At 72.6% G+C, this 21,086-nt stretch carries 20 protein-coding genes and 1 tRNA gene; 9 read left to right on the top strand and 12 right to left on the bottom strand.

The window, feature by feature from the left end; genetic code table 11:
• The first annotated feature begins 8 nt into the window (after positions 1 to 8).
• Both Pta02_RS13690 and Pta02_RS13685 read left to right on the top strand, forming a co-directional pair.
• Positions 9 to 1,220 carry a T3SS effector HopA1 family protein gene (locus Pta02_RS13690; protein WP_203875171.1) on the top strand — a complete coding sequence of 404 codons (1,212 nt, stop codon included), beginning with the start codon at positions 9 to 11 and terminating at the stop codon, positions 1,218 to 1,220.
• 176 nt (positions 1,221 to 1,396) lie between these two features.
• Positions 1,397 to 2,497, top strand: coding sequence for a T3SS effector HopA1 family protein (locus tag Pta02_RS13685; RefSeq protein WP_203875170.1), 1,101 nt, complete (start codon positions 1,397 to 1,399; stop codon positions 2,495 to 2,497).
• Positions 2,498 to 2,540: 43 nt separating this feature from the next.
• On the opposite strand, the gene Pta02_RS13680 is transcribed toward Pta02_RS13685, so the two are convergent.
• The 3 genes from Pta02_RS13680 to Pta02_RS13670 all read right to left on the bottom strand — a co-directional run bounded on the left by Pta02_RS13680 (position 2,541) and on the right by Pta02_RS13670 (position 3,746).
• A tRNA-Lys gene (locus Pta02_RS13680) sits at positions 2,541 to 2,614 on the bottom strand.
• Between the two features lie 379 nt (positions 2,615 to 2,993).
• Positions 2,994 to 3,392: an OsmC family protein gene (locus Pta02_RS13675; RefSeq protein ID WP_203875169.1), complete on the bottom strand. Its 399-nt coding sequence runs from the start codon at positions 3,390 to 3,392 to the stop codon at positions 2,994 to 2,996.
• Positions 3,393 to 3,470: 78 nt separating this feature from the next.
• A complete protein-coding gene (locus Pta02_RS13670) occupies positions 3,471 to 3,746 on the bottom strand; it encodes a hypothetical protein (protein WP_239127673.1) in 276 nt (91 codons plus the stop codon).
• A 236-nt stretch (positions 3,747 to 3,982) separates the two neighbouring features.
• Between Pta02_RS13670 and Pta02_RS13665 the strand changes: the two genes are divergently transcribed.
• The gene (locus Pta02_RS13665; protein ID WP_203875167.1) at positions 3,983 to 4,351 is read left to right on the top strand and encodes a phage holin family protein; all 369 of its coding nucleotides are present in this window, start codon (positions 3,983 to 3,985) and stop codon (positions 4,349 to 4,351) included.
• A gap of 76 nt (positions 4,352 to 4,427) precedes the next feature.
• On the top strand, positions 4,428 to 5,891 hold the full coding sequence (locus Pta02_RS13660; RefSeq protein WP_203875166.1) for an aromatic amino acid lyase: 1,464 nt from the start codon (positions 4,428 to 4,430) through the stop codon (positions 5,889 to 5,891).
• A gap of 114 nt (positions 5,892 to 6,005) precedes the next feature.
• On the opposite strand, the gene Pta02_RS13655 is transcribed toward Pta02_RS13660, so the two are convergent.
• Complete coding sequence (locus tag Pta02_RS13655; RefSeq protein WP_203875165.1) at positions 6,006 to 6,995, bottom strand: LacI family DNA-binding transcriptional regulator; 990 nt, start codon at positions 6,993 to 6,995, stop codon at positions 6,006 to 6,008.
• A 190-nt stretch (positions 6,996 to 7,185) separates the two neighbouring features.
• On the opposite strand from Pta02_RS13655, the gene Pta02_RS13650 reads away from it, so the two are divergent.
• Positions 7,186 to 8,076 carry an amidohydrolase family protein gene (locus Pta02_RS13650; protein WP_203875164.1) on the top strand — a complete coding sequence of 297 codons (891 nt, stop codon included), beginning with the start codon at positions 7,186 to 7,188 and terminating at the stop codon, positions 8,074 to 8,076.
• A 133-nt stretch (positions 8,077 to 8,209) separates the two neighbouring features.
• A complete protein-coding gene (locus Pta02_RS13645) occupies positions 8,210 to 8,719 on the top strand; it encodes a cysteine dioxygenase (protein WP_203875163.1) in 510 nt (169 codons plus the stop codon).
• Here Pta02_RS13645 and Pta02_RS13640 read toward each other — a convergent pair.
• The 8 genes from Pta02_RS13640 to Pta02_RS13605 form a co-directional block, all read right to left on the bottom strand.
• The gene (locus Pta02_RS13640) at positions 8,716 to 9,822 is read right to left on the bottom strand and encodes a glycerophosphodiester phosphodiesterase (RefSeq protein WP_203875162.1); all 1,107 of its coding nucleotides are present in this window, start codon (positions 9,820 to 9,822) and stop codon (positions 8,716 to 8,718) included. The two genes, Pta02_RS13645 and Pta02_RS13640, sit on opposite strands and share 4 nt — an antisense overlap.
• A 202-nt stretch (positions 9,823 to 10,024) precedes the next feature.
• Positions 10,025 to 11,224 carry a CynX/NimT family MFS transporter gene (locus Pta02_RS13635; protein ID WP_203875161.1) on the bottom strand — a complete coding sequence of 400 codons (1,200 nt, stop codon included), beginning with the start codon at positions 11,222 to 11,224 and terminating at the stop codon, positions 10,025 to 10,027.
• A 152-nt stretch (positions 11,225 to 11,376) separates the two neighbouring features.
• The gene (locus Pta02_RS13630; protein WP_239130456.1) at positions 11,377 to 12,852 is read right to left on the bottom strand and encodes a benzaldehyde dehydrogenase; all 1,476 of its coding nucleotides are present in this window, start codon (positions 12,850 to 12,852) and stop codon (positions 11,377 to 11,379) included.
• A 23-nt stretch (positions 12,853 to 12,875) separates the two neighbouring features.
• Positions 12,876 to 14,627: a thiamine pyrophosphate-dependent enzyme gene (locus Pta02_RS13625; RefSeq protein ID WP_203875160.1), complete on the bottom strand. Its 1,752-nt coding sequence runs from the start codon at positions 14,625 to 14,627 to the stop codon at positions 12,876 to 12,878.
• A gap of 73 nt (positions 14,628 to 14,700) precedes the next feature.
• On the bottom strand, positions 14,701 to 15,465 hold the full coding sequence (locus Pta02_RS13620; protein WP_203875159.1) for an ABC transporter ATP-binding protein: 765 nt from the start codon (positions 15,463 to 15,465) through the stop codon (positions 14,701 to 14,703).
• Positions 15,458 to 16,276: an ABC transporter permease gene (locus tag Pta02_RS13615; RefSeq protein WP_373872371.1), complete on the bottom strand. Its 819-nt coding sequence runs from the start codon at positions 16,274 to 16,276 to the stop codon at positions 15,458 to 15,460. Before Pta02_RS13615 ends, Pta02_RS13620 begins: the two co-directional genes overlap by 8 nt.
• Positions 16,273 to 17,055 (bottom strand): ABC transporter permease, encoded by a 783-nt coding sequence (locus tag Pta02_RS13610; RefSeq protein ID WP_203875158.1) that lies wholly within the window; start codon positions 17,053 to 17,055, stop codon positions 16,273 to 16,275. The genes Pta02_RS13615 and Pta02_RS13610 overlap by 4 nt, the downstream gene beginning before the upstream one ends.
• Positions 17,052 to 17,993 (bottom strand): ABC transporter substrate-binding protein, encoded by a 942-nt coding sequence (locus Pta02_RS13605; RefSeq protein ID WP_203875157.1) that lies wholly within the window; start codon positions 17,991 to 17,993, stop codon positions 17,052 to 17,054. Before Pta02_RS13605 ends, Pta02_RS13610 begins: the two co-directional genes overlap by 4 nt.
• A 206-nt stretch (positions 17,994 to 18,199) precedes the next feature.
• On the opposite strand from Pta02_RS13605, the gene Pta02_RS13600 reads away from it, so the two are divergent.
• From Pta02_RS13600 to Pta02_RS13590, 3 genes are read left to right on the top strand one after another with little or no spacing between them, the layout of a single operon-like run.
• Entirely contained in the window at positions 18,200 to 19,021 is an 822-nt protein-coding gene (locus tag Pta02_RS13600) for a CoA transferase subunit A (protein ID WP_203875156.1), read from the top strand.
• 44 nt (positions 19,022 to 19,065) lie between these two features.
• A complete protein-coding gene (locus Pta02_RS13595) occupies positions 19,066 to 19,833 on the top strand; it encodes a CoA-transferase subunit beta (protein WP_203875155.1) in 768 nt (255 codons plus the stop codon).
• Entirely contained in the window at positions 19,830 to 21,038 is a 1,209-nt protein-coding gene (locus Pta02_RS13590) for a thiolase family protein (protein WP_203875154.1), read from the top strand. Before Pta02_RS13595 ends, Pta02_RS13590 begins: the two co-directional genes overlap by 4 nt.
• The last annotated feature ends 48 nt before the right edge of the window (positions 21,039 to 21,086 follow it).

The following is a 21,086-nucleotide window of genomic DNA, read 5'->3' as shown; positions in this document are numbered from 1 at the left end:
GTGCCCGCATGTTCTCGTCGTTCTTCTCGAAGAAGAAGTCCAAGAAGCCTCCCATGCGCAAGGCCGCGCGGAAGACCGGCACCGGGGTCGAACTGACGCCGATCAAGGCGAAGGTCGCCTTCGCCGAGGGGACCGCGACGACGGCTCCGGCGCGGGCGCTGCCCAAGGACGCGCCGCTCCGGCCGAAGACCCGGCCGACCGCCCCCGCCACGTCCGGGGAGCCGGCCGGGCCGGTCGGCGTGGTCAAGACCAAGCGGCCGATCGTGACCGCCGAGATGACCGACGACCAGCGCTACGACTACAACAAGGAGGCCACCGAGGCCGTGCTGGGGACCATCTACGAGGCGTTCTACAACAGCAGGACGGGCGACCGCCTCGATCTGGACGGCCGGATCGGCAAGATCTACGGCATGATGGGCAAGGGCGCCTCGGAGTACATGAAGCATCCCGTCACCCATGACCAGTTCAGGGCCTTCAACGTCACGGACAAGGCGGTGCGCACGAAGGGCCAGAAGGTCAGCGCCTACCAGAAGGCGCTGAAGGCCTACGACGACTGGCCCGGGACGGACCCCGCCAAGAGGCCGCCGATCCGGCCGGAGAAGCCGGTCGGGCCCGCGAGCAACGACGAGTCCGTCCGGGACGGCGACTACTTCCACGTCCACAACCTGCGGCCCGACCTGACCAGGGACCTCAAGGGCAAGTCGCGCCGCATCATCGTCAACGTGAAGACGCAGCAGACCGGGCTCAAGGTGGCCGAGGCCGTACAGAACCTCTTCACCGACCCGGACGTCGGGCCCGGCATCCGGGAGTACAAGATCTATCTCTCGGAGAAGGCGCAGGACGTCGCCCAGGCCAAGCACGACAAGCTGGTCATCTACTACGCGATGAAGGACGAGCCGGGCGGCGAGGACACCCGGGGCGACAAGATCGTCAGTGCGATCTCGAAGGCGATCCCGGACACGGACGTCGGCGAGGGGTTCGCGCCCTTCTACTCGATCATCGGTCCCGGCATCGCCTGGGCCGAGGAGCCCAAGCACTTCGTCGAGTCCCTGAAGAACAGCTTCACCCGGACCCGGAGCGACATCATCACCGATGTGATCCAGAAGAACGACAAGGTGCTCGACAAGGCCGACTTCGTCAAACGGGTCGACGACGCCCTCAAGGCCGCCGGGGTGGACCCGGAGCGGCCGCACCGGCACCTCACGGGGGCGATCGCATGACGCACTCCACGCCCCATCTGTCCCACATGGCCGCGTCCTCTGCCACCTCCGCGCGCAGGAGGTCCTCATCGGAGAAGGATCCGTCGAGGAAGGAGAGCAGGAAGAAGGACGGCGGGCGGAAAATCCCGAAGCCCGTGACCGATCCTCCCCTTCTCGTTCCACGTGCCATGCCCGGGTTGTCCACGCGTCCGCCGGGTCTTCCCCCGTGGACGGCGAAGTCCGGACCCCTGAGGCTGGAGGGCCCGTCCGGGCCGCCCGAACCGCTCGGGCCGAGCAGGCCGGCCGTACGGCCCAGGCCCAGGCGGCGGCTGGAGTTCGGGGTCGCTCTGTCGGACCAGGAACGCTACGCGCTGAACCGGCAGGCGGCCAGGGAGACTCTCGACGAGATCTACGACAGCTACTACGACGAGCGCACAGGCAGGAAATGGCCCCCGAACACCCTTCAGAAGAACATCTACAACCTGATGGGCAAGGCCGGATCCGACTACGCGAAGACCCCGATAACAAGAGCGCAGTGGAAGGAGTTCAAGCGCCAGCCGAACGCCACGGTCATCAGCCAGCGGGTGCAGGAATATCAGGGTGAACTCGCCGCCTACGAGGAGGGGCAGAGGCACAAGCCCGATCCCTCGGCCCGCCCGCCCAAGCCTCCGGTGGGGGCCGGGAGCAACGAGGAGGCGCTTGTCCGCGGCGACTACTTCCGGGTGCACAACGCGAACGCCGACTCCTCGCAGCGGGCGAGACGGATGCGGCGCATCATCGTCAACGTCAATTCGCAGGCGGCGGGGCTGGAGGTCGCCAGGTCGCTGAACGAGCTGTTCACCGACAAGGAGATGGGCAGGCATCTCTGGCAGTACAAGATCTATCTGTCCAGGCTCTCCCAGCCGGGTAAAAGACTGAAGCACGACAAGCTCGTCATCTACTACGGTCTCGCGGACCCGAAGGACATGAGCAGCGATCCGGTCGGCGACAAGATCGTGGCGGCGATCAACCGCTCGATCAGGGCGGAGGATGTCGGCGAGGGATTCGCCCCGTTCTACTCCGTCGTCAGCCCCGGCATCGCCTGGGCCGAGGAGCCGCAGGCGTTCGTCTCGGCGCTCACGCGCAGCTTCACGAAGACCCGCGCCCGGATCATCTCCGGCGTGGTCCAGAGCAATCCCGTCATCCCCGGTAAGGCCGCGTTCGAGAAGCTTGTCTACGAGGCGCTGGAGCAGGCCCGCGTCGACCCCGAACGCCCCCACCGCCACATCCCGGACGTGCCCCCGGGCTCCGGGACATGAAAAGAATCCCAGCCCACGAGGGTGGGCTGGGATCTCTCGTCTGTGCGCCGCCAGGGACTCGAACCCCGGACCCGCTGATTAAGAGTCAGCTGCTCTAACCAACTGAGCTAGCGGCGCTTGCGACGGGTCAACTCTAGCAGCCCCACCAGGTGGAAAGCACATCGTGGCGTTACGGGGACGCAAGGGAGGAAACCGGAGGCCGGAGGGGTCCGGGGCCGGGAAAGGTACGGGGCCGGACGGTTCCCCCAACCGTCCGGCCCCGCCTCTACCTCGCGGGCTCTGCCTTCGTCTCCCCCAAGACTCCGGCGGCTCCGCGTAGGGACGCGAACCCCCGCGTCCTTTCCGGTAAAAGTCCTCGTGCTGCCCCTCTGGGGCTCGCAGGCCTCCTTGACCTGCTTCAACACTACCGAGCCGATTGCAACGAGCACGTCATACACAGGTTGATTCTGGGCCTACACCCAGAGTTGACCCGGTATAGCCGGACCGGTCCGCGTCATCACCCGGGCAGGTCCAGGATCACCTGGGTCTCGTCCCGCAGGGCGCGGCTCACCGTGCAGTATCGCTCCTCGACCCGGTGGGCGACCGCCCGGAACACCTCGTCCGCCTTCTCGTCGCCCTCGGGCAGCTCGACGTCGTAGGTGATCGTGATCGGCCCCAGCTTCGAGGTCTCCACCTTCTCGGCGTGAACGGTCATCTCCAGGCGGACCAGGCGGTGACCGCGCTGGGCGGTGAGGGGTTCGACCGTGACGATGTTGCAACCGCCGAGCGCGGCGAGCAGCAACTCGACCGGGGTGAACGCGCCCTGCTCGTCACCGCTGCCCATGACGACCTCGGCGCCGCGGTCGTTGCGCGCGACGAATCCGTCCTCGGTCCGCTCCACCTTCACCGACGCCACGGTGCACTCCCCTCTGCCGACTGCCGATCACCCTATCGAAACCGGCAGATCGGGCGGCGGGGGCCGTACGGCCTGAGATCAGGCGTCGGGGTGCTTGGACAGGTAGTCGATGTAGAACGGACGCAGCGCCTCGCCGAGTTCGCCCTCTCCCGAGGCCATGGCATCGCTGAGGAGGGCGGAGACCCTGGTGAGATCGTTGGCCGTCTCACCGTCGTGGCCGCTGGCCGCCTCGGCCGCCGGAATGACCTTCAGCAGCTCCCACAGGAAACCGAAATCCCCGTGGCGCACCGCGTAACGCACCGACCGGTCGTGCAACTCCTGGGCCGACATCTCCTGCAGCTGGTCCGTTTCCACCAAACCCACCCCCTCCATCGCCACCCTGCCCACAGATGTGAGCGATCATGCACGATCGTGGAGGCCGAGCGGATATCTCTCCGCCGTCACACCCGGCGCACCGCCGTCACGGTACGCCGACCGCCACGATGACCTCCAGACTGTCTAGTGTCTTGGTATATCGGCGACGGCGACATACCCGTCACGACCAGGAAGACCAACCGCCCATCCGACGAACCGTGCGAGGACGCCGCAACGTGAAGATCATCGTAAAAATCCTCATCGTGGCGGCCGCCCTGTGGGCGGCCACCCGACTCGTGGACGGCATCACCGTCACGGGAGGCACCACCACCCAGAACATCCTGACGCTGCTCGCGGCCGCCCTGATCTTCGGCCTCGTCAACGCGGTCCTCAAGCCGATCATCAAGACCGTGGGATGCGCGTTCTACATCCTGACCCTCGGCCTGTTCGCCCTGATCGTGAACGCCGGCCTGCTCCTGCTCACGAGCTGGATCGCCGAGCAGCTCGACCTGCCCTTCCACGTCGACGGCTTCTGGGCCGCCTTCTGGGGCGCGCTCATCGTCGGCGTGGTCAGCTGGCTGCTCGACCTGGTCCTCGGCGACTGAGCCGGTACGGACGGCCCGGGCATCGAGAACGGCCGGCACAGGTGAAGGGCCCCAGGCGGTCAGGACGGCCGAGACGATGACCATCGTCCTCGACGGCACCGGCCTGACCTGCCAGGACGTCCACCGGGCGGCCCACGGGGCAGGGGTCGTGCTGGGCTCCCTGGAGCGCGCCGAGGCCGCCTGGCGGACCGCCCGCTCGCTCCACGGGCCGCTGTACGGCCGCACCACCGGGGTGGGCGCCAACAAGGGCATCGCGGTCGAGTCCGCCGGCCTCGACCTGCTGCGCAGCCACGCCGGGGGCGCGGGCCCGAGGGTCGGCCGCCCCCGGGCCCGCGCCGCCCTCGTGGTGCGCCTCAACCAGCTCCTGGCCGGCGGTTCCGGTCTCGACCCCGCCCTCCTGCCCGTCCTCGCCGAGGTGATCAACCGGGGCCTCACCCCGCCGATCCGCGCCTACGGCGCCCTGGGCACCGGCGACCTGACCGCTCTCGCCACCACCGCCCTGTGCCTCCTGGGCGAGATCGCCTGGGTCGCCCCCGGCCGGCGGTTCTCCCGCGGAGCCCGCCGGGAGAACCCTCGGCGGGAGACCGCCCGGCCCGCCGCCGGGCGGGACGCGCCCCGGTTCGCGCTGGCCTCCGAGGACGCGCTCCCTTTCATCAGCTCCGGCGCGGCCACCCTCGCCGACGCCGCCCTGGCCGTGCACCGGCTGCGCGTCCTGCTCGACGCCGCCGTCGCCGTCGCGGCCCACTCCTTCCGCGCGATCGAGGCCTCCCCCGAACCGCTGGCCGAGGCCGTACAGCGTCCGGGCAACCAGCGCGCGGTCGCGGCCCGGCTCCGCGAGCTGGTCGGCCCCACCGCGCCCGCACGGGTCCAGGACCCGTACGGCTATCGCACCCTGCCCCAGGTCCACGCCGCCGTGCTCGACGCCCTCGACCGGGCGCAGGAGGCCGTCACCGTAGAGCTCAACTCCTCCCCCGAGAACCCGCTGATCGCCGGGGGCCGGGCCTGGCACAACGGGGCCTTCCACTCCGCCGGGGTCGCCCTGGCGCTCGACGCCCTGCGGGCCGGGATCGTCCAGACCGCGTCCCTGAGCGCCGCCCGGCTCGCCACCCTGACCGACCCGGCCCACACCGGTCTGCTGCCCTTCCTCGCCGAGCGTCCCGGCCTGTCCGGGGTGATGATCCTGGAGTACGTCGCCCACTCGGCCCTGGCCGACCTGCGGCACCTCGCCGCGCCGGTGACCCTCGGCACCGCCGTACTCTCCCTGGGCACCGAGGACCACGCGAGCTTCACGCCCCAGGCCGCGCGGGCCGCCCTGCGCGCCGCCGGACCGCTGGAGGCCGTCCTGGCCTGCGAGCTGGTGGCCGCCGTCAGGGCGCTGCGCCAGCGCGGACTGCCCTGGGACAGCCCCCTGGACCCCGCGATGGCCGACCGTCCCCTCGACGCCGACCTCGGCCTCGCCCGCTCGCTGCTGCCCGGCCTCGGCCTCGCCCGCACCCCGCTGCCCGGCCAGCACCCGCCGGGCGGCACGTCCACCGGCTGAGCCGCGCCGGCCGGACGGCACCCCGGCCGAACGGTGTCTCGGCCGGGGACGCTCAGCCGACAAGGCGCCCCAGCCGGAGGTGCCCCGGCAGAGGGTGCCCGGCTGACAGGCGCCTCAGCCGACCGAGCCGCGCTCGCGGAGCTGGGGCGCCTGGACGATGCGGCGGCGGTGGGGCGTGCCGTCGACGGCGCCGACGACCATCCGCACGGCGGCGCGGACGATGCCGTCGATGTCCCAGTCGACCGTGGTCAGCCCCGGGGTGAGCAGCCCGGACATCGGGTGGTCGTCATAGCCCATCACGGTCACCTCACCCGGGATCGCCAATCCCCGCTCGGCCGCCGCGGCGTAGACCCCGTAGGCGATCGAGTCGGCGAAGCAGAAGAACGCCCGGTGCCCGGCGGTCAGCGCCCGGTCGGCCGCCCGCGTGGCGTCCGCCAGCGCCTGGGAGGCGGTGACGACCTCGATGTCCATCCCCAGGCGTCCGGCCTCCGCCATGACGTGCACGTCGGCGGGGCGGTCGGGGGTGCTCGCCCGGGTCGGGGTCAGCACCGCGACCCGCCGATGCCCGCGCTTGCGCAGGTGCTCCAGCGCCATCGTCACGCCCGCCCGGTTGTCGAAGACGACCTCTGCCGCCGTGCGGGCCCCGGCCAGCGCGTCGCCGACGGCCACCACCGGCAGACCGTCGCACATCGGCGCCCAGAACTCGCCGGCCGGATCCACCGGCTGCACGATCAGCGCGTCCACCCGCTGGTCGCGCAGCTGCCCGGCCAGACTGCGCTCCCGCGCCGGATCGCCCGCCGCGTCGAGGATGAGGGCGTAGCGGCCGTTGTCCTTCAGAGCGCGGCCGATGCCGACGGCCAGGGCCTGCTGCCAGAGGTCCTCCAGGGAGCCGCACAGCAGGCCGATCATCCCGGTCCGGCCGCTGGCCAGCGCGCGGGCGATCGGGTCGGCCTCGTAGCCGAGTTCGTCGGCCGCCTTGCGGACCCGCTCCATGGTCTCCTCGGAGACCTGCATGCCGCGCAGGGCGTAGGAGACGGCGGCGGGGGACAGTCCGGTGGCCTTGGCGACCTCGCGTATCGTCGCGCGTTTGCGTGGCTGCGGCACCAGCCAAGCCTATGCCTCCGGACCGACAAGGAGGTGTCCTCCACTTGTGCGCCGGGCTTGCGCCGATTGACAGAGCGACATCTGAAGCGTTTCACTGAAACGGTTCACTGAACCGCATCACCTCTTGATGTAGCAAGGTCAGCAAGATTGCCTGTATTCTAGGTAGGGAATACAAGCAAAGGAGGTGGAAGTGACCGTCGACGTGCACCAGCACCTGTGGACCCCGGGGTTCCTGGACGCGCTCCGGCGCCGTACGGCCTCGCCCCGCCTCGACGGCTGGACCCTCCACCTCGACGGCGAGCCCCCCTACGAGGTCGATCCCCGCGACCACGACCTCGACGCCCGCCTGGCCCGCAACAGCGGTCTCGATCTGGCCCTGGTGTCCCTGTCGAGCCCGCTCGGCGTCGAGGACCTGCCGCCCGGGGACGCCTGGCCGATCATCGACGCCTACCACGACGACGCCCTCGCCCTGCCCGCCCCGTTCGGCGTCTGGGCCGCGACCTGCCTGGCCGATCCCGACCCGGTACGGCTCGGCGCCGTCCTGGACCGGGGCGCGGCCGGGCTGCAACTGCCCGCGACGGCCGTCGGCACCCAGGAGGGCCTGCGGGCCGTGGCACCGCTGCTGGAGGTGCTGGAAGAGCGCGACCTGCCGCTCTTCGTGCACCCCGGACCGGCCGGCGGCTCCGAGACCCCGGGCTGGTGGCCCGCGGTGGTGCCGTACGTGCAGCAGATGCACGCCGCCTGGTTCGCCTTCGCCGCCTTCGGCCGCCCCCGCCACCCGCGGCTGCGGGTCTGCTTCGCGCTGCTGGCCGGGCTGGCCCCGCTCCACTCGGAGCGGCTGATCAACCGGGGCGGCCCGGGACGCGGGCGGGTGGACCCCGGCGTCTTCGTGGAGACCTCCTCCTACGGCCCCCGCGCCGTCGACGCGATCGTCCGCGAACTCGGCGTCGACGTCGTGGTCAACGGCTCCGACCAGCCCTACGCCACCGCCCCCGACCCCGGCCTCGGCGACGCCGCCCGGCACGCCGTCACCCTCACCAATCCCGTCCGCCTGCTGAACCGGAAGGAGTCTCACACGTGAACAAGTCCCAGGGCCGTGAGCGCTGTGCGCTCCTTGCGTCCTTCGAGATGCTCCCCGCGCCCTCCGGAGCGCTCCTCACGCCCTCCGGATCCGCCGGGCTTCCGGTGGCCGGCACGCTCTCCGGGGGTCCGCGATGAGCTTCGCCTCCCTGCCCGAGCGCACCCTCGACCGGCGCGAGCTGCGCGACCTGGTCGACGAGCTGGCCGCCGACCCCTCCCGCTGGGAGGAGCACGTCCAGTTCCCCGAGGAGGGAGGCCGCCACTACGCCTCTCTCTACCGGGACGCCTACGTGGACGTCTGGCTGCTGTGCTGGCGGCCGGAGGACGACACCGGCTGGCACGACCACGACATCTCCTCCGGCGCCGTCCGGGTGGTGGCCGGCACCCTGCTGGAGTGCAACCCGCGCATCGGCGGCGAGCACCTGGAGACGGTGATCTCCGCCGGGGAGTCGTTCTCCTTCGGTCCCGACCACATCCACCGGCTGACCGGCGCCGAGCACGGCAGCGTGTCCATCCACGCCTACTCGCCGCCGCTGTGGCGCATGGGCCAGTACTCCATCAGCGAGACCGGCCTCATGCGCCGCGTCTCGGTCAGCTACGCCGACGAGCTGCGCCCCATGGAGGAAGTCGCCTCGGTCGCCTAGCGGTCGGAGAAGACGCGCTCCCTGACGGCCCGGGCGGCACCCGGGTCGTCGGCGAACACGCCGTCCAGGCCGAGCCGGTAGAGCTTGTCCAGCCAGCCCGCCACGTCGCCCATGGCGCGCGGGAAGACCGGGTTGGCCGGGTCGCCGAGCCGGAAGTCCGCGGGGAGCTGGGAGTTCTCGTTGCGGATGGTCCAGGTGTGCACCGCCAGACCGGCCCGGTGGGCGTCCCTGATCAGGGGCGTGGGCTCCAGGAGGCGGCCGTCGGGGCCGACCGGGACGATCCGCCGGGTGTCCACGCCGACGCCGTCGGCGTAGCGGGCCACCTCGCGCAGGCCCTCGGGGGCCACCATGGTGTCGTAGGTGCGCGGGTCGCCGGCGGCGACCCAGTCGTACGGCGCGCCGGTCGCGTTGATCAGCTGGATCAGCGGCAGCCGCGTCTTCTTGCGCAGCTCGCGCAGGTTGGCGGTCTCGAACGACTGGATGAAGACCGGGTCCCGCCGCCCGCTCCAGCCGTACCGGTTCAGGACCTCCAGCAGCGGCTCCTCCAGCGACAGCCCGATGGAGTCGAAGTAGGTGGGGTGCTTGGTCTCGGGGTAGACGCCGACTCCGTGCCTCTGCGCGAGCTGGACGACCTCCTCGAAGGTCGGGATCTGCGCCAGCCCGTTGAAGACGGTGTTGTTCGGGCGCAGGTCGGGGATGCGCTCCTCGGCCTTGAGCGTCCTCAGTTCGGCAAAGGTGAAGTCCTCGGTGAACCAGCCGGTCACCGGCCGTCCGTCGATGGTCTTGGTGGTACGGCGGGCCTCGAACTCGGGGTGGTTCTCCACATCCGTGGTGCCGCCGATCTCGTTTTCGTGCCGGGCCACGAGCACCCCGTCCTTGGTGGAGACGAGGTCGGGCTCGATGTAGTCGGCGCCCAGGGCGATCGCGGTCTCGTAGGACAGCAGCGTGTGCTCGGGGCGGTGGGCGCTGGCGCCGCGGTGGCCGATGACGATGGGCTCGCGGGCGCGGCGGTCGGCGGAGGCGGGTTCGGGTTCGTGCAGCACAACGGCGACGGTACCGGTCGCGAGGACGGTCAGCGCCAGGGCGAGGAGTTTACGGAACATGACTGGAACGTAAAGATTCCCGGTAACCTCCGGGTGCCCTTCACGCGGCCGGTTCCGGACACCTCGGTGACCGGACGGTCACGGAAGTGCCAGGAGTGCCCGAAGCGCCGGGAGCGCCCGAAGTGCCGGAAGCATCGGGATCACCGGGAGCACCCGGGAGCACCGCTCGACGCCTCACCCCGCAACGGTGACCGAAGGCGTCTCATCCCCGGGCGGCGGGCGCGGAGGCCTGCACCGGCACGGGGCGGCCGGCCAGGAACCCGGCGGCCGTCTGGAGCCCGCACGCGCCGAGTCCGGCCAGCAGCGGCACCGTCCAGCCGCCCGAGACCTCGCGCAGCACGCCGATCACCAGCGGGCCGAGCGCCGCCAGCACGTATCCGGCCGACTGCGCGATGGCCGACAGCGCGGTCACCGAGACGGGGTCGGGGGCGCGGAGCGTGATGATCAGCAGGGCCAGCGCGATCGAGGCGCCCTGGCCGAGGCCCAGGATGATCATCCACAGCCACGGGAGGGTCGTGGGGGCCAGCAGCACCCCCGCGTACCCGGCGACGGTGAGCAGGGCCGCGACCGTCACGTGCGGCACCTGCGAGCGCGCCCGCCCGGCGTGCAGCGGGACCGTGAGCGTGGCCGCCACCTGGACCAGGTTGGTCAGGCTCAGCAGGTACCCGGCCTGGTCGGCGGGGAGGCCGGCCTCCTTGAAGATCGTCGGCAGCCAGGCGAGCACGATGTAGAACGTCAGCGACTGCAGGCCCATGTAGGCGGTGATGACCCAGGTCATCGGGGCGCGCAGCAACACCCGGAACGGCCGGGGCGCGGCGGTCCCGGCGACCGGCGGGCGCAGCGCCTGCGGCAGCCACACCGCGGCCGCCAGCACGGCCGGGGCCGCCGCCATCGCGGTCGCCTCGCGCCAGCCGTACCCGGTGGCGTGTTCCAGCGGCACGGTCAGCCCCGAGGCGGCGGCCGCGCCCACGACCAGGCCGGAGACGTAGATCCCGGTGAACAGCCCGACGTTCGCCGGGAAGTGCTGCTTGACGACCCCCGGCATGACGACGTTCATGACCGCGATGGCCGCGCCCGCCACGGCCGCGCCCGCGTACAGCGTGGGCACGCCGTCCGCGCCGCGCAGCAGCACCCCGGCGGCCACCACCAGCAGGCACGCCAGCAGGACCCGGTCCAGGCCGAACCTGCGGGCCAGCGGCGGGGCGAGCGGGGCCAGCACGCCCAGGCAGACCACCATCACCGTGGTGATCGCCCCGCCTCCTGCCGGGCTCAGCCCCAGGTCGGTCATGATCTCGTCGAGCACCGGCGAGATCCCCGCCAGCGCGGGCCGCAGGTTCAGCGAGGCGAGCACGAACCCCGCGACCAGCACCGCCCCCGACAGACCGCTGTGACGCTCAGACACCTTTCAACCTTCGCACAACTCCCGGCACGGCATCCGCACGGGACCGTCCCCCGGGCCTCCGGCCGCATCCGCTCCGGCGCCTCGTGTACGGCGGGCGACCGTGAACATCCACCAACACCGGAACCGGCGGGCGACCGGTGAACGCCCGTGAACTAGAAGGGATAGCCCGCGATGTCGCCCTGCATCGTCACCCACCTGGTCTGGGTGAACGCCTCGGCGTTGGCCCGGCCGCCGCCGAAGCGGGCCCCGGTGCCCGAGGCTCCCACCCCGCCGAACGGGGCCACCGCCTCGTCGTCCACGGTCTGGTCGTTGATGTGCACGATCCCGGTGGGGACCAGGTCGGCCAGGGCCAGGCCGCGCATCGCGTCGCGGGTGAGGATGCCCAGCGAGAGGCCGTACTCCGTGTCGGACGCCAGCGCGGCGGCCTCCTCGATCGTGGAGAACGGCACGACCGGGGCGACCGGGCCGAACACCTCCCGGGCGTAGGCGGGAGCCGTGCGCGGCACGCCGTCCAGCACCGTCGGCCGGTAGAACAGGCCCTCGAAGGTGCCCCCGGCGGCCAGCCGCGCCCCCGCCTCGACGCTCCCGGTGACCATGGCGTGGACCTTGTCCCGCTGCCCGGCGTCGATCAGCGGGCCGAGCGCGACCTGCCCGGTCGCCGGGTCGCCGACCGGCAGGTGCTCGGCCTTCTCGGCGAGCCGCGCGACGTACTCCTCGGCGATCGAGGCGTGCACCAGGTGCCGGCCGGTGGTCATGCAGATCTGGCCCTGGTGCAGGAACGACCCCCAGGCGCCCGCCGAGGCGGCCAGGTCCAGGTCGGCGTCCTCCAGCACGATCAGCGCCGAGTTCCCGCCCAGCTCCAGGTGGGCGCGCTTGAGCAGCCGCCCGCAGGCCTCGCCGACCCGGCGGCCGGCGGCGGTCGAGCCGGTGAAGGAGATCACCGGCACCAGCGGGTCGCCGACCAGCGCCTCCCCCGTCTCGACGCCGCCGGGCAGGACGTGGAGCAGGCCGGGCGGGAGCCCGGCCTCCTCGAAGACCCGGGCGATGGAGACACCCCCGCAGACGGCGGTGCGCGGGTCGGGCTTGAGGATCACCGCGTTGCCCAGCGCCAGCGCCGGGGCGACCGAGCGGATGCCGAGGATCAGCGGGAAGTTGAACGGCGCGATCACCCCGACGACCCCCACCGGGACCCGCCGGGCGAGGCTGAGCCGGTCCTTGGCCGTGGGCAGGATCTCGCCGAGCGGCTGGGAGGCCAGCGCGGCGGCCTCGTAGCACTCCTGGGCCGCGACGTGCGTCTCCACTCCCGTCTTGGGCCGGATCGACCCGGCCTCGCGGACCAGCCAGTCCTGGATCTCCTCGGCGTGCTCCTCGAAGAGCCGCCCGGCGCGCCGCAGCACCGCCGCCCGCTCCTCGAACGAGACGGCCGCCCACTCGCGCTGCGCCCGTACGGCCCGCACGACCGCCGCCGCGACGTCCTCGGGCCCGGCGATCCCGGCACGGGCGAGCTCCCGGCCGGTGGCGGGCTCGACGACGGCCGCGTCACCCGCCCGCGAGGCGGTCCATCCGTCCCCGTAGACGAGACCCGTCCACGTCTTGGCGTCCATCAGATTGGCATCGGTGATCGTCATGGCGTCTCCTCTTGCGGGGCGGGTCACGGCCGGAAGTCGGGATCGGGGGGGACGGCGACGTCGAGCAGCAGGGGCTCCCGCCGTTCGGCGAGGTCCGGGACCACCTCGTCGAGCGTCTCCACCAGCTCTTCGTAGGAGGTCACGCGGCGGGCCGGGCAGCCGAGCGACCTCGCCAGGGCGGCCATGCCGACCTCGGTGAACGGCGGCCACGGCGCCTTGCCGCCGCCGGACTGCTCGGCCAGCCGGTCCATGACGGCGTACCGGCCGTTGGCCAGGACCACGAACAGGGCCCCCACCCGGTAGTGGGCCGCGCTCCACAGGGCCTGGATCCCGTACAGGGCCGAGCCGTCGCCCACGACCGCGACCACCGGCCGGTCGGGGGCGGCCATGCGGACCCCGACCGCCGCGGGCAGCGCGAACCCCAGCCCGCCCATCGCCGCCGACAGGAACCCCAGCGGGCGCCGGGCCGGGACCAGCCGGTGCAGGTCGGGCCGGGAGGAGGGGGTCTCCTCCACCACCACGGTCTCCGGCGCCAGCCGTACGGCCAGCTCGTGCAGGACGTGCGCGGCCCGCAGCTCCTCCCCGGGCGCGGGCGGGGCGGGCGGGAGGGCCCTTGCGAAACGGGGCGGTACGGCGTCGCGGGCGGGCACCAGCTCGGCCAGGCGGGCGCAGACGGCCGCCGGGGAGGCCAGGACGGCCAGGTCGGCCGGGCTGCGGTGGGCCTCGGCCGGATCGTCGGTGACGACCGCGACCGCGGTGCCGGGGGCGACCAGCGGGCCGGGCTCGTAGGGGTACTGGCGGAAGACCGGGGCGCCCACCGCGAGCACCGCGTCGTGCCCGGCCAGCGCCTCGCGCAGCCGGGCCCGCCCCGCCGGGAGGATCCCGGCGAACAGCGGGTGGTCCTGCGGGAAGCCCGCGCGGGCGCCGAAGGACTCCTGCCAGACCGGGCAGCCCAGCCGCTCGGCCAGCGCGGTCAGCGCCCGCCAGGCCGCGGCCGAGTCCGCGCCCGCCCCGGTCACCAGCACGGGCGAGCGCGCGGCGGCCAGGAGTTCGAGCAGCGGCGCGAGATCGGCGTCCGCCACGGCCGAAGGCCGCACCACCCGGGCCGGGGCCGCCACCACGGCGTCCCCGTCCGCGGCCGGGGAGACGACCCGCGACCGCCCGGCGGCCCAGGCGCCCTCCGCCGCCCGGATCCCGGAGGCGCCGCCCTGCGTGGGCCGGGTTCCGGGTTCCGGGCCTGCCCCGGCCGGGGTGGGGGTGTCGGCCGGGGCAGGGTCTGCGGCCGGAGCGGACCAGTCGTCCATGGGGACCACGACCAGGGCCGGACCGCGGGCGGCGACCGCCTCGTGGCAGGCCCTGGCCACCGCGCCCGGCACGTCTTGCGCCCGGACGGGCTGGTCCGTCCAGACGGGATAGTCGCCCGCGAGACCGGCCAGCCGCCCGGTCAGGAACGGCTCCAGGGCCAGGTGCCTGCGGTCCTGCTGGCCGACCAGGACCACCAGCGGCGCCCGGTTCACCCGCGCGGTGGCGATCGCGCCGACCGCGTTGCCCAGCCCCGCGGTGGTGTGCAGCAGCGCGAGCGCGGGCCGGTCGCGGGCGGTCGCCCAGCCGGTGGCCATGCCGACGACCGCGCCCTCGTGCAGGGCGAGCACGAACTCCAGGTCGTCGGGGAGCCCGGCGAGCAGGGAGACCTCGGTGGACCCGGGGTTGGCGAAGATCGTGGTCAGCCCGGTACGGCGCAGCACGTCGAAGGTCGCGTCCCTGACCGTTCTCATCGGGCCTCCCGGGCGCGCCGGATCCGGGCGTAGGTCATCGGGTCTCCCGCGCGTGCCGGATCCGGGCGGTAGGTCATCGGTCCCCCCGGGCGCGCTGGATCTGGGCGTAGAGATGGCCGCGCAGGTCGGCGAATCGGGACAGGGAGCGGGTGGTGAGCTGGTCGCGTTCCGGCGGAAGGTCGATCTTGAGATCCTCCATCACCACGGTCGGCGAGCCGGACAGCACGATCACCCGCTGCCCGAGATAGACGGCCTCGTCGATGTCGTGGGTGACGAACAGCGTGGTCACCCCCATGTCCCGCCACAGCACGAGGATCAGGTCCTCCAGGTCCGCCCTGGTCTGGGCGTCCACCGCCGCGAACGGCTCGTCCATCAGCAGCACCTGCGGCTCGTAGGCGACGGCCCGGGCGATCGCGACCCGCTGCTGCATGCCGCCGGACAGCTGCCACGGGTGGGCGTCGGCGACGTCGGCGAGCCCCACGGCCGCCAGCGACCCGGCCACCAGCTCGTTGCGCCGTACGGCGGGCACCTTCTTCTCCTTCAGCGGCAGCTCGACGTTCTGCCGCACGGTCATCCAGGGGAACAGGCTCCTGCCGTACTCCTGGAAGACCACCGCCATCCGCGGCGGCGGGCCGGTCACCGCGGCGCCAGCCACCTTCACCGACCCGGCCGTGGGGGGCATCAGGCCCGCGACGCACCGCAGCAGCGTCGTCTTGCCGCATCCCGAGGGCCCGATGACGCAGACGAGCTCACCCGCGTCCACCTGGAAGGTCACCTCGCGCAGCGCCTCGACGCGCCTGCCCTCGTAGACCTTCCGCAGCCCGGAGACCTCAAGCACGGCCGACCCCCCGGCCGTGGTGCCAGGACAGCACCCGGCGCTCCAGCCGCCGCAACAGCAGTGCGAGCACGTAGCCCAGCAGGCCGAGCAGCAGGATCCCGCTCCACATCTCGGGGATCTGGAACCCGCGCTGGAACAGCACGATCGTGAAACCGAGCCCGCTGCTGCTGGCGAACATCTCGCTGATCACCATGAGGATGATCCCGATGGACAGCGCCTGCCGCAGGCCCGCCATGATCTGCGGGCCGGCCCCGGGCAGGACCAGGTGGCGCAGCCGGGACAGGTCGCGCACGCCGTACATCCGGCAGGTGTCGGACAGGACCTCGTCCAGCGCCCGCACGCCCTCGACGGTGTTGAGCAGGATCGGCCAGACGCAGCCGGAGGCGATGACCAGCACCTTCGTCCCGTCGCCGATCCCCGCGAGCAGCATGATCAGGGGAACCAGCACCGGGGGCGGGATCGCCCGGAAGAACTCCAGCACCGGCTCGGCCGCGGCCCGCAGCCGGGGCGAGAGCCCGATCGCCACGCCGAGCCCGACCCCGGCCGCGGCGGCGAGCGCGTACCCGGCCAGGAGCCTGGCCAGGCTCGGCAGCACGTCGTCGAGGAGCCGCTCCGAGAACCAGGTCTCGGCGAACGCCCGCGCCACCCGCCCCGGAGCCGGGACGTAGAAGTTCTCCGAGACCGTGCTGTAGAGCTGCCAGGAGATCACCAGGAGCGCCGGGACCCCGGCGACGGTCAGCACCCGCAGCGCCGTCCGGCCCGTCCGGGTCGCCCGGACGTCCTTGCGGCGGACGGTCTCGGGCCCGGTCACCGGGGCGCCTCCCCCCGGACCGAGGGGTGCCAGGCCAGCACCCGGCGTTCCAGGGCGCGGACCCCCGCGTTCACCGCGACGCCGACCAGCCCCGCCAGGACCACCAGCGCGTACATCGTGGTCACCGCACCCGCGGACTGGGCCGCCTGGATGGACAGGCCCAGGCCGGGGCTGCCGACGACCAGCTCGGCGGTGATCGCGAGGATGAAGGCCACGGCCGCGGCCAGGCGCAGGCCGGTCATGACGTACGGCAGCGCCGTCGGCCAGACCAGGTGGCGGATCCTCGACCAGGCCGACAGCCCGTAGGACCGGGCGGTGTCGTGGGCGACGGCGTCGACGTCCGCCACGCCGTACAGGACCTGGATGAGCACCTGCCAGAACGACGCGTAGACCACCAGCAGGAGCGTGGAGCCGAGCGAGGCGCCGAACAGCAGCGTGGCCAGGGGGATCAGCGCGACCGACGGGATGGGGCGCAGGAACTCGACGGTGGAGTGCGTCGCGGCGCGCAGGCCCGGCACCGAGCCGATCACCATCCCGGTGGCCACCGCGGCGCAGAACGCGATGGCCAGCCCCAGAGCCCAGCCCCACATGGTCTCGCCGAGGGCGGTCCACAGGTCGGCGGTGGCCAGTTCCGCCGCCAGCGCGCGCAGGATCTCCGAGGCCGGGGGCAGGAACCTCTCGTCCACCGGCCCGAGCCGGGAGACGGCCTCCAGCGCCACCAGCAACCCGCCCAGGCCCGCCGCGCCGTACGCCACCCGGAATCCGGTGCCGCGCCTCACGGGATCAGCGTGTCCACGTCGACCTGGCCCTTGAGCACGCCGTCGCCCTGCGCGAGGTCCGCGATCTCCTGCACCGACTCACGGTTGATCTCCGTCCCCCACTTCGGCAGGTAGATCTTGGCGATCACCTCTGGAGCGATCTTGGTGTAGGTCTTCAGGGCCTCGCGGGCCTCCTCCGGGTGCTCCTGGGCGTAGGTCAGCGACTCGTTCATCGCCGCGGTGAACCGTTTGACCAGGTCGGGATCGGTCTTGCCGGTGGTGAAGTACATCGCGACGGTCAGGTCCTCGACGGGCTCGGCGAAGTTCCACGTCACCGGGCGGGCCCCCCGGCTGAGCGCCTGGCTGACGAAGGGCTCGACCACCCAGATCGCGTCGACCCGCCCGTTCTCCAGCGCGGCGGGCGCGTCGGGGAAGGCCAGCTCCACGAACTCGATCGAGTCGGGGTCGCCGCCCGCGTCGCGCACCGCGGCGCGGATCGTGGTGTCTCCGATGTTCTTGAGCTGGTTGACCGAGATCTTCTTTCCGGCCAGGTCCTTGGCGGTCTTGACGGGGCTGTCGGGCTTGACGAGGACCGCGCTGAAGTCCTTGCCCGGAACGCCGGTGGAGGCGACCCCGTTGGTGACGACCTTGACGTCGAGCCCCTGCTCGGTCGCGGTGAGCAGGGAGGTGGTGTTGGCGAAGGCGAACTGGAACTGGCCGCCGACCGCTCCGGAGATGCTGGCGGCGCCGCCCTGCACGGGGGTGATGGTCAGGTCGATGTTCTGCTTGTCGAAGAAGCCCTTGGCCTTGCCGAGGTGGATCGGGGCCGTGTCGACGATGGCGATGACGCCCGCGTTGACCTTGTCCTTCCCGCCCGCCGCGGGCTCCTCCTGCGATCCGCACGCCGCCTGCGCGGCCAGCAGCAGCGCGACGGCCAGGACGGTGAACGGACGGCGCATCTGACCTCCCGAGGGAGAGGTTGGGGGGATGCGTTCGCTATACGAACGACGATTCTCTCAACGAACGGGCGATATCGCGGAAGCTACGCCGCCCGTCACGGTTAGTCAAGGATCAGCAGCCGGAGAATTGACGATCCGGACATCAGGTCAGTATGTTCGTTAGAAGAACTTCGGTTCGCATACCGAACACTCCTGAAGGGGGCATGATGGCCACGGTGATCCCACTCGCCGAGGCGGTGGCGAATCTCGTCCACGACGGTGACAGCGTCGCGCTGGAGGGTTTCACCCACCTGATCCCCTACGCGGCCGGGCACGAGATCATCCGCCAGGGACGCCGCGATCTGACGCTGATCCGGATGACCCCCGACCTGATCTACGACCAGCTCGTCGGGATGGGCTGCGCCCGCCGGCTGGTCTTCTCCTGGGGCGGCAACCCGGGCGTCGGCTCGCTGCACCGCTTCCGCGACGCGGTGCAGAACCACTGGCCCGCCCCGCTGGAGGTCGAGGAGCACAGCCACGCCGGCATCGCCAACGCCTACGCCGCCGGCGCCTCGGGACTGCCGTTCGCCGTGCTGCGCGGCTACCGCGGCACCGACCTGCCCGCGCACACCGCCACCGTCAAGCCGATCACCTGCCCGTTCACCGGCGAGGAGCTCACCGCCGTCCCGGCGATCAACCCCGACGTCGCGATCGTCCACGCCCAGCGCGCCGACCGGCACGGCAACGTGCAGCTGTGGGGCATCACCGGGGTCCAGAAGGAGGCCGTGCTCGCGGCCCGGCGCTCCCTGGTCACCGTGGAGGAGGTCGTCGATGAGCTGGAGCCCCACCCCGGGGCGGTCACGCTGCCCGGCTGGGTGATCACCCACGTGTCCGAGGCGCCGGGCGGTTCCCACCCCTCCTACAGCGCGGGATACTCCGTCCGCGACAACGACTTCTACCAGGCCTGGGACGCGATCGCCCGCGACCGCGAGAGCTTCCTGGCCTGGATGGACGAGCACGTCCTCACCGGAGAGGCGGCCCGTCCGTGACCGCCTCGGGAGGCCAGTCCACGTCCACCTCGGGAGAGCTCCTCATGTCCGCCCCTTCCCCGCAGTCCTACACGGCCGACGAGATGATGACCGTGGCCGCCGCCCGGCGGCTGCGCGGCGGCTCGTGCTTCGTCGGCATCGGCCTGCCCAGCCTCGCCGCCAACCTCGCCCGCCGCACCCACGCCCCGGACCTGGTGCTGATCTACGAGTCCGGGACCATCGGCGCCAAGCCCGACCTGCCTCCCCTGTCCATCGGGGACGGGGTGCTGGCCGAGACCGCCGACTCCGTCGTGAGCGTGCCGGAGATCTTCAACTACTGGCTCCAGCCCGGCCGCATCGACGTCGGCTTCCTCGGCGCGGCCCAGATCGACAGGTACGCCAACATCAACACGACCGTGATCGGCCCCTACGACGATCCCAAGGTCCGCCTGCCCGGCGCAGGCGGGGCGCCGGAGATCGCCGCCTCCTGCGGCGAGGTGACGGTGATCGTACGGCAGAGCCCCCGGGCGTTCGTCGACCGCGTGGACTTCGTCACCTCGGTCGGCTTCGGCTCGGGTCCCGGCGACCGGGAACGCCTGGGCCTGCGCGGCCGCGGTCCCCGTACGGTCATCACCGACCTGGGCATCCTCGAACCCGACCCCGTCACCTGCGAGCTGGTCCTCACCCACCTGCACCCGGGCGTCACCCTGGAGCGGGCCCGCGCCGCCACCGGCTGGGAGCTCGCCGCCGCCCCCGGCCTGCGCGAGACCGAGCCCCCCGCCGACCACGAGCTCGCCGCCCTGCGGGCCCTGACCGGAGGCCACCGATCATGAACGACGTCTTCATCCTCGACGCGGTCCGCACGCCCATCGGGCGGTACGGCGGCGCGCTGTCGGAGGTGCGCCCCGACGACCTCGCCGCGCACGTGGTGCGCGCCCTGCCGCGGCGCTCGCCCGATCTCGACCCCGCCGCCGTCGACGACGTGTTCTTCGGCGCGGCCAACGGCGCCGGCGAGGACAACCGCGACGTCGCCCGGATGGCGGTCCTGCTCGCCGGGCTCCCGGTCACCGTCCCCGGCACCACCGTCAACCGGCTGTGCGGCTCGGGCCTGGAGGCCGCGATCGCGGCGAGCCGGGCGGTGGCCGTGGGCGACGCCTCACTGGTGATCGCCGGCGGCTCGGAGTCGATGAGCCGGGCCCCGTGGGTCATGCCCAAGCCGTCGCGCGGGTTCGAGCGCGGGCCGCAGACCCTGTACGACACCGCCCTCGGCTGGCGCATGGTCAACCCCGCGATGCCGGCCGAGTGGACGGTGGCGCTGGGCGAGGGCGCGGAGATCCTCGCCGACCGCTACAAGATCACTCGCGAGGCCCAGGACGCCTTCGCCCTGCGCAGCCACCACCGCGCGGCGGCCGCCTGGGAGGCCGGGGTCTTCGCCGGTGAGGTGGTCCCGCTGGAGGCCCCGGCCGGGCGGTCCGGGACCGTGACCGTGGAGCGCGACGAGTCCGTCAGGGCCGACACGACCCCGGAGTCCCTGGCCCGGCTCAAGCCGGCCTTCCGCCCCGGCGGCACGGTCACCGCGGGCAACGCCTCACCGCTGAACGACGGGGCCGCCGCCCTGCTGCTGGGCGACGGGGCGGGAGCCGCCCGGGCGGGGCGGGCGCCATTGGCCCGGATCGTCTCGCGGGCGGTCACCGGCGTGGAGCCGCACCTGTTCGGGATCGGCCCGGTCGAGGCCGCCCGCACGGCGCTCAAGCGCGCGGGGCTGTCGTGGTCCGACCTGAGCGCGGTCGAGCTCAACGAGGCCTTCGCCGCCCAGTCCCTGGCCTGCCTGGCCGAGTGGCCCGACCTCGACCCGGAGATCGTCAACGTGCACGGCGGGGCCATCGCCCTGGGCCACCCCCTCGGTTCCTCCGGCGCGCGCATCCTGGGCACGCTCGCGCACACCCTCCACCGGCGGGGCGGCGGGTACGGCCTGGCCGCCATCTGCATCGGCGTCGGTCAGGGTCTGGCCGTGGTTCTGGAGGGAATCCCCTCCTGAGAACGACTCAGGCGACCACTCAGGCGACCACTCAGGCAACGACGACGA

The organism is Paraplanobispora takensis (assembly GCF_016863195.1).
Classification (GTDB): Bacteria; Actinomycetota; Actinomycetes; order Streptosporangiales; family Streptosporangiaceae; genus Planobispora; species Planobispora takensis.
Note: the sequence above shows the minus strand (reverse complement) of the source record. Positions and strands in the feature narration are given on the sequence as shown.

Coding starts and splice junctions, on each gene's coding strand:
- Pta02_RS13690 (WP_203875171.1), top strand. CDS start 9: ATGTTCTCGTCGTTCTTCTCGAAGAAGAAGTCCAAGAAGCCTCCCATG.
- Pta02_RS13660 (WP_203875166.1), top strand. CDS start 4,428: ATGACCATCGTCCTCGACGGCACCGGCCTGACCTGCCAGGACGTCCAC.
- Pta02_RS13645 (WP_203875163.1), top strand. CDS start 8,210: ATGAGCTTCGCCTCCCTGCCCGAGCGCACCCTCGACCGGCGCGAGCTG.
- Pta02_RS13640 (WP_203875162.1), bottom strand. CDS start 9,822: ATGTTCCGTAAACTCCTCGCCCTGGCGCTGACCGTCCTCGCGACCGGT.
- Pta02_RS13630 (WP_239130456.1), bottom strand. CDS start 12,852: ATGACGATCACCGATGCCAATCTGATGGACGCCAAGACGTGGACGGGT.
- Pta02_RS13625 (WP_203875160.1), bottom strand. CDS start 14,627: ATGAGAACGGTCAGGGACGCGACCTTCGACGTGCTGCGCCGTACCGGG.
- Pta02_RS13605 (WP_203875157.1), bottom strand. CDS start 17,993: ATGCGCCGTCCGTTCACCGTCCTGGCCGTCGCGCTGCTGCTGGCCGCG.
- Pta02_RS13600 (WP_203875156.1), top strand. CDS start 18,200: ATGGCCACGGTGATCCCACTCGCCGAGGCGGTGGCGAATCTCGTCCAC.
- Pta02_RS13595 (WP_203875155.1), top strand. CDS start 19,066: ATGTCCGCCCCTTCCCCGCAGTCCTACACGGCCGACGAGATGATGACC.
- Pta02_RS13590 (WP_203875154.1), top strand. CDS start 19,830: ATGAACGACGTCTTCATCCTCGACGCGGTCCGCACGCCCATCGGGCGG.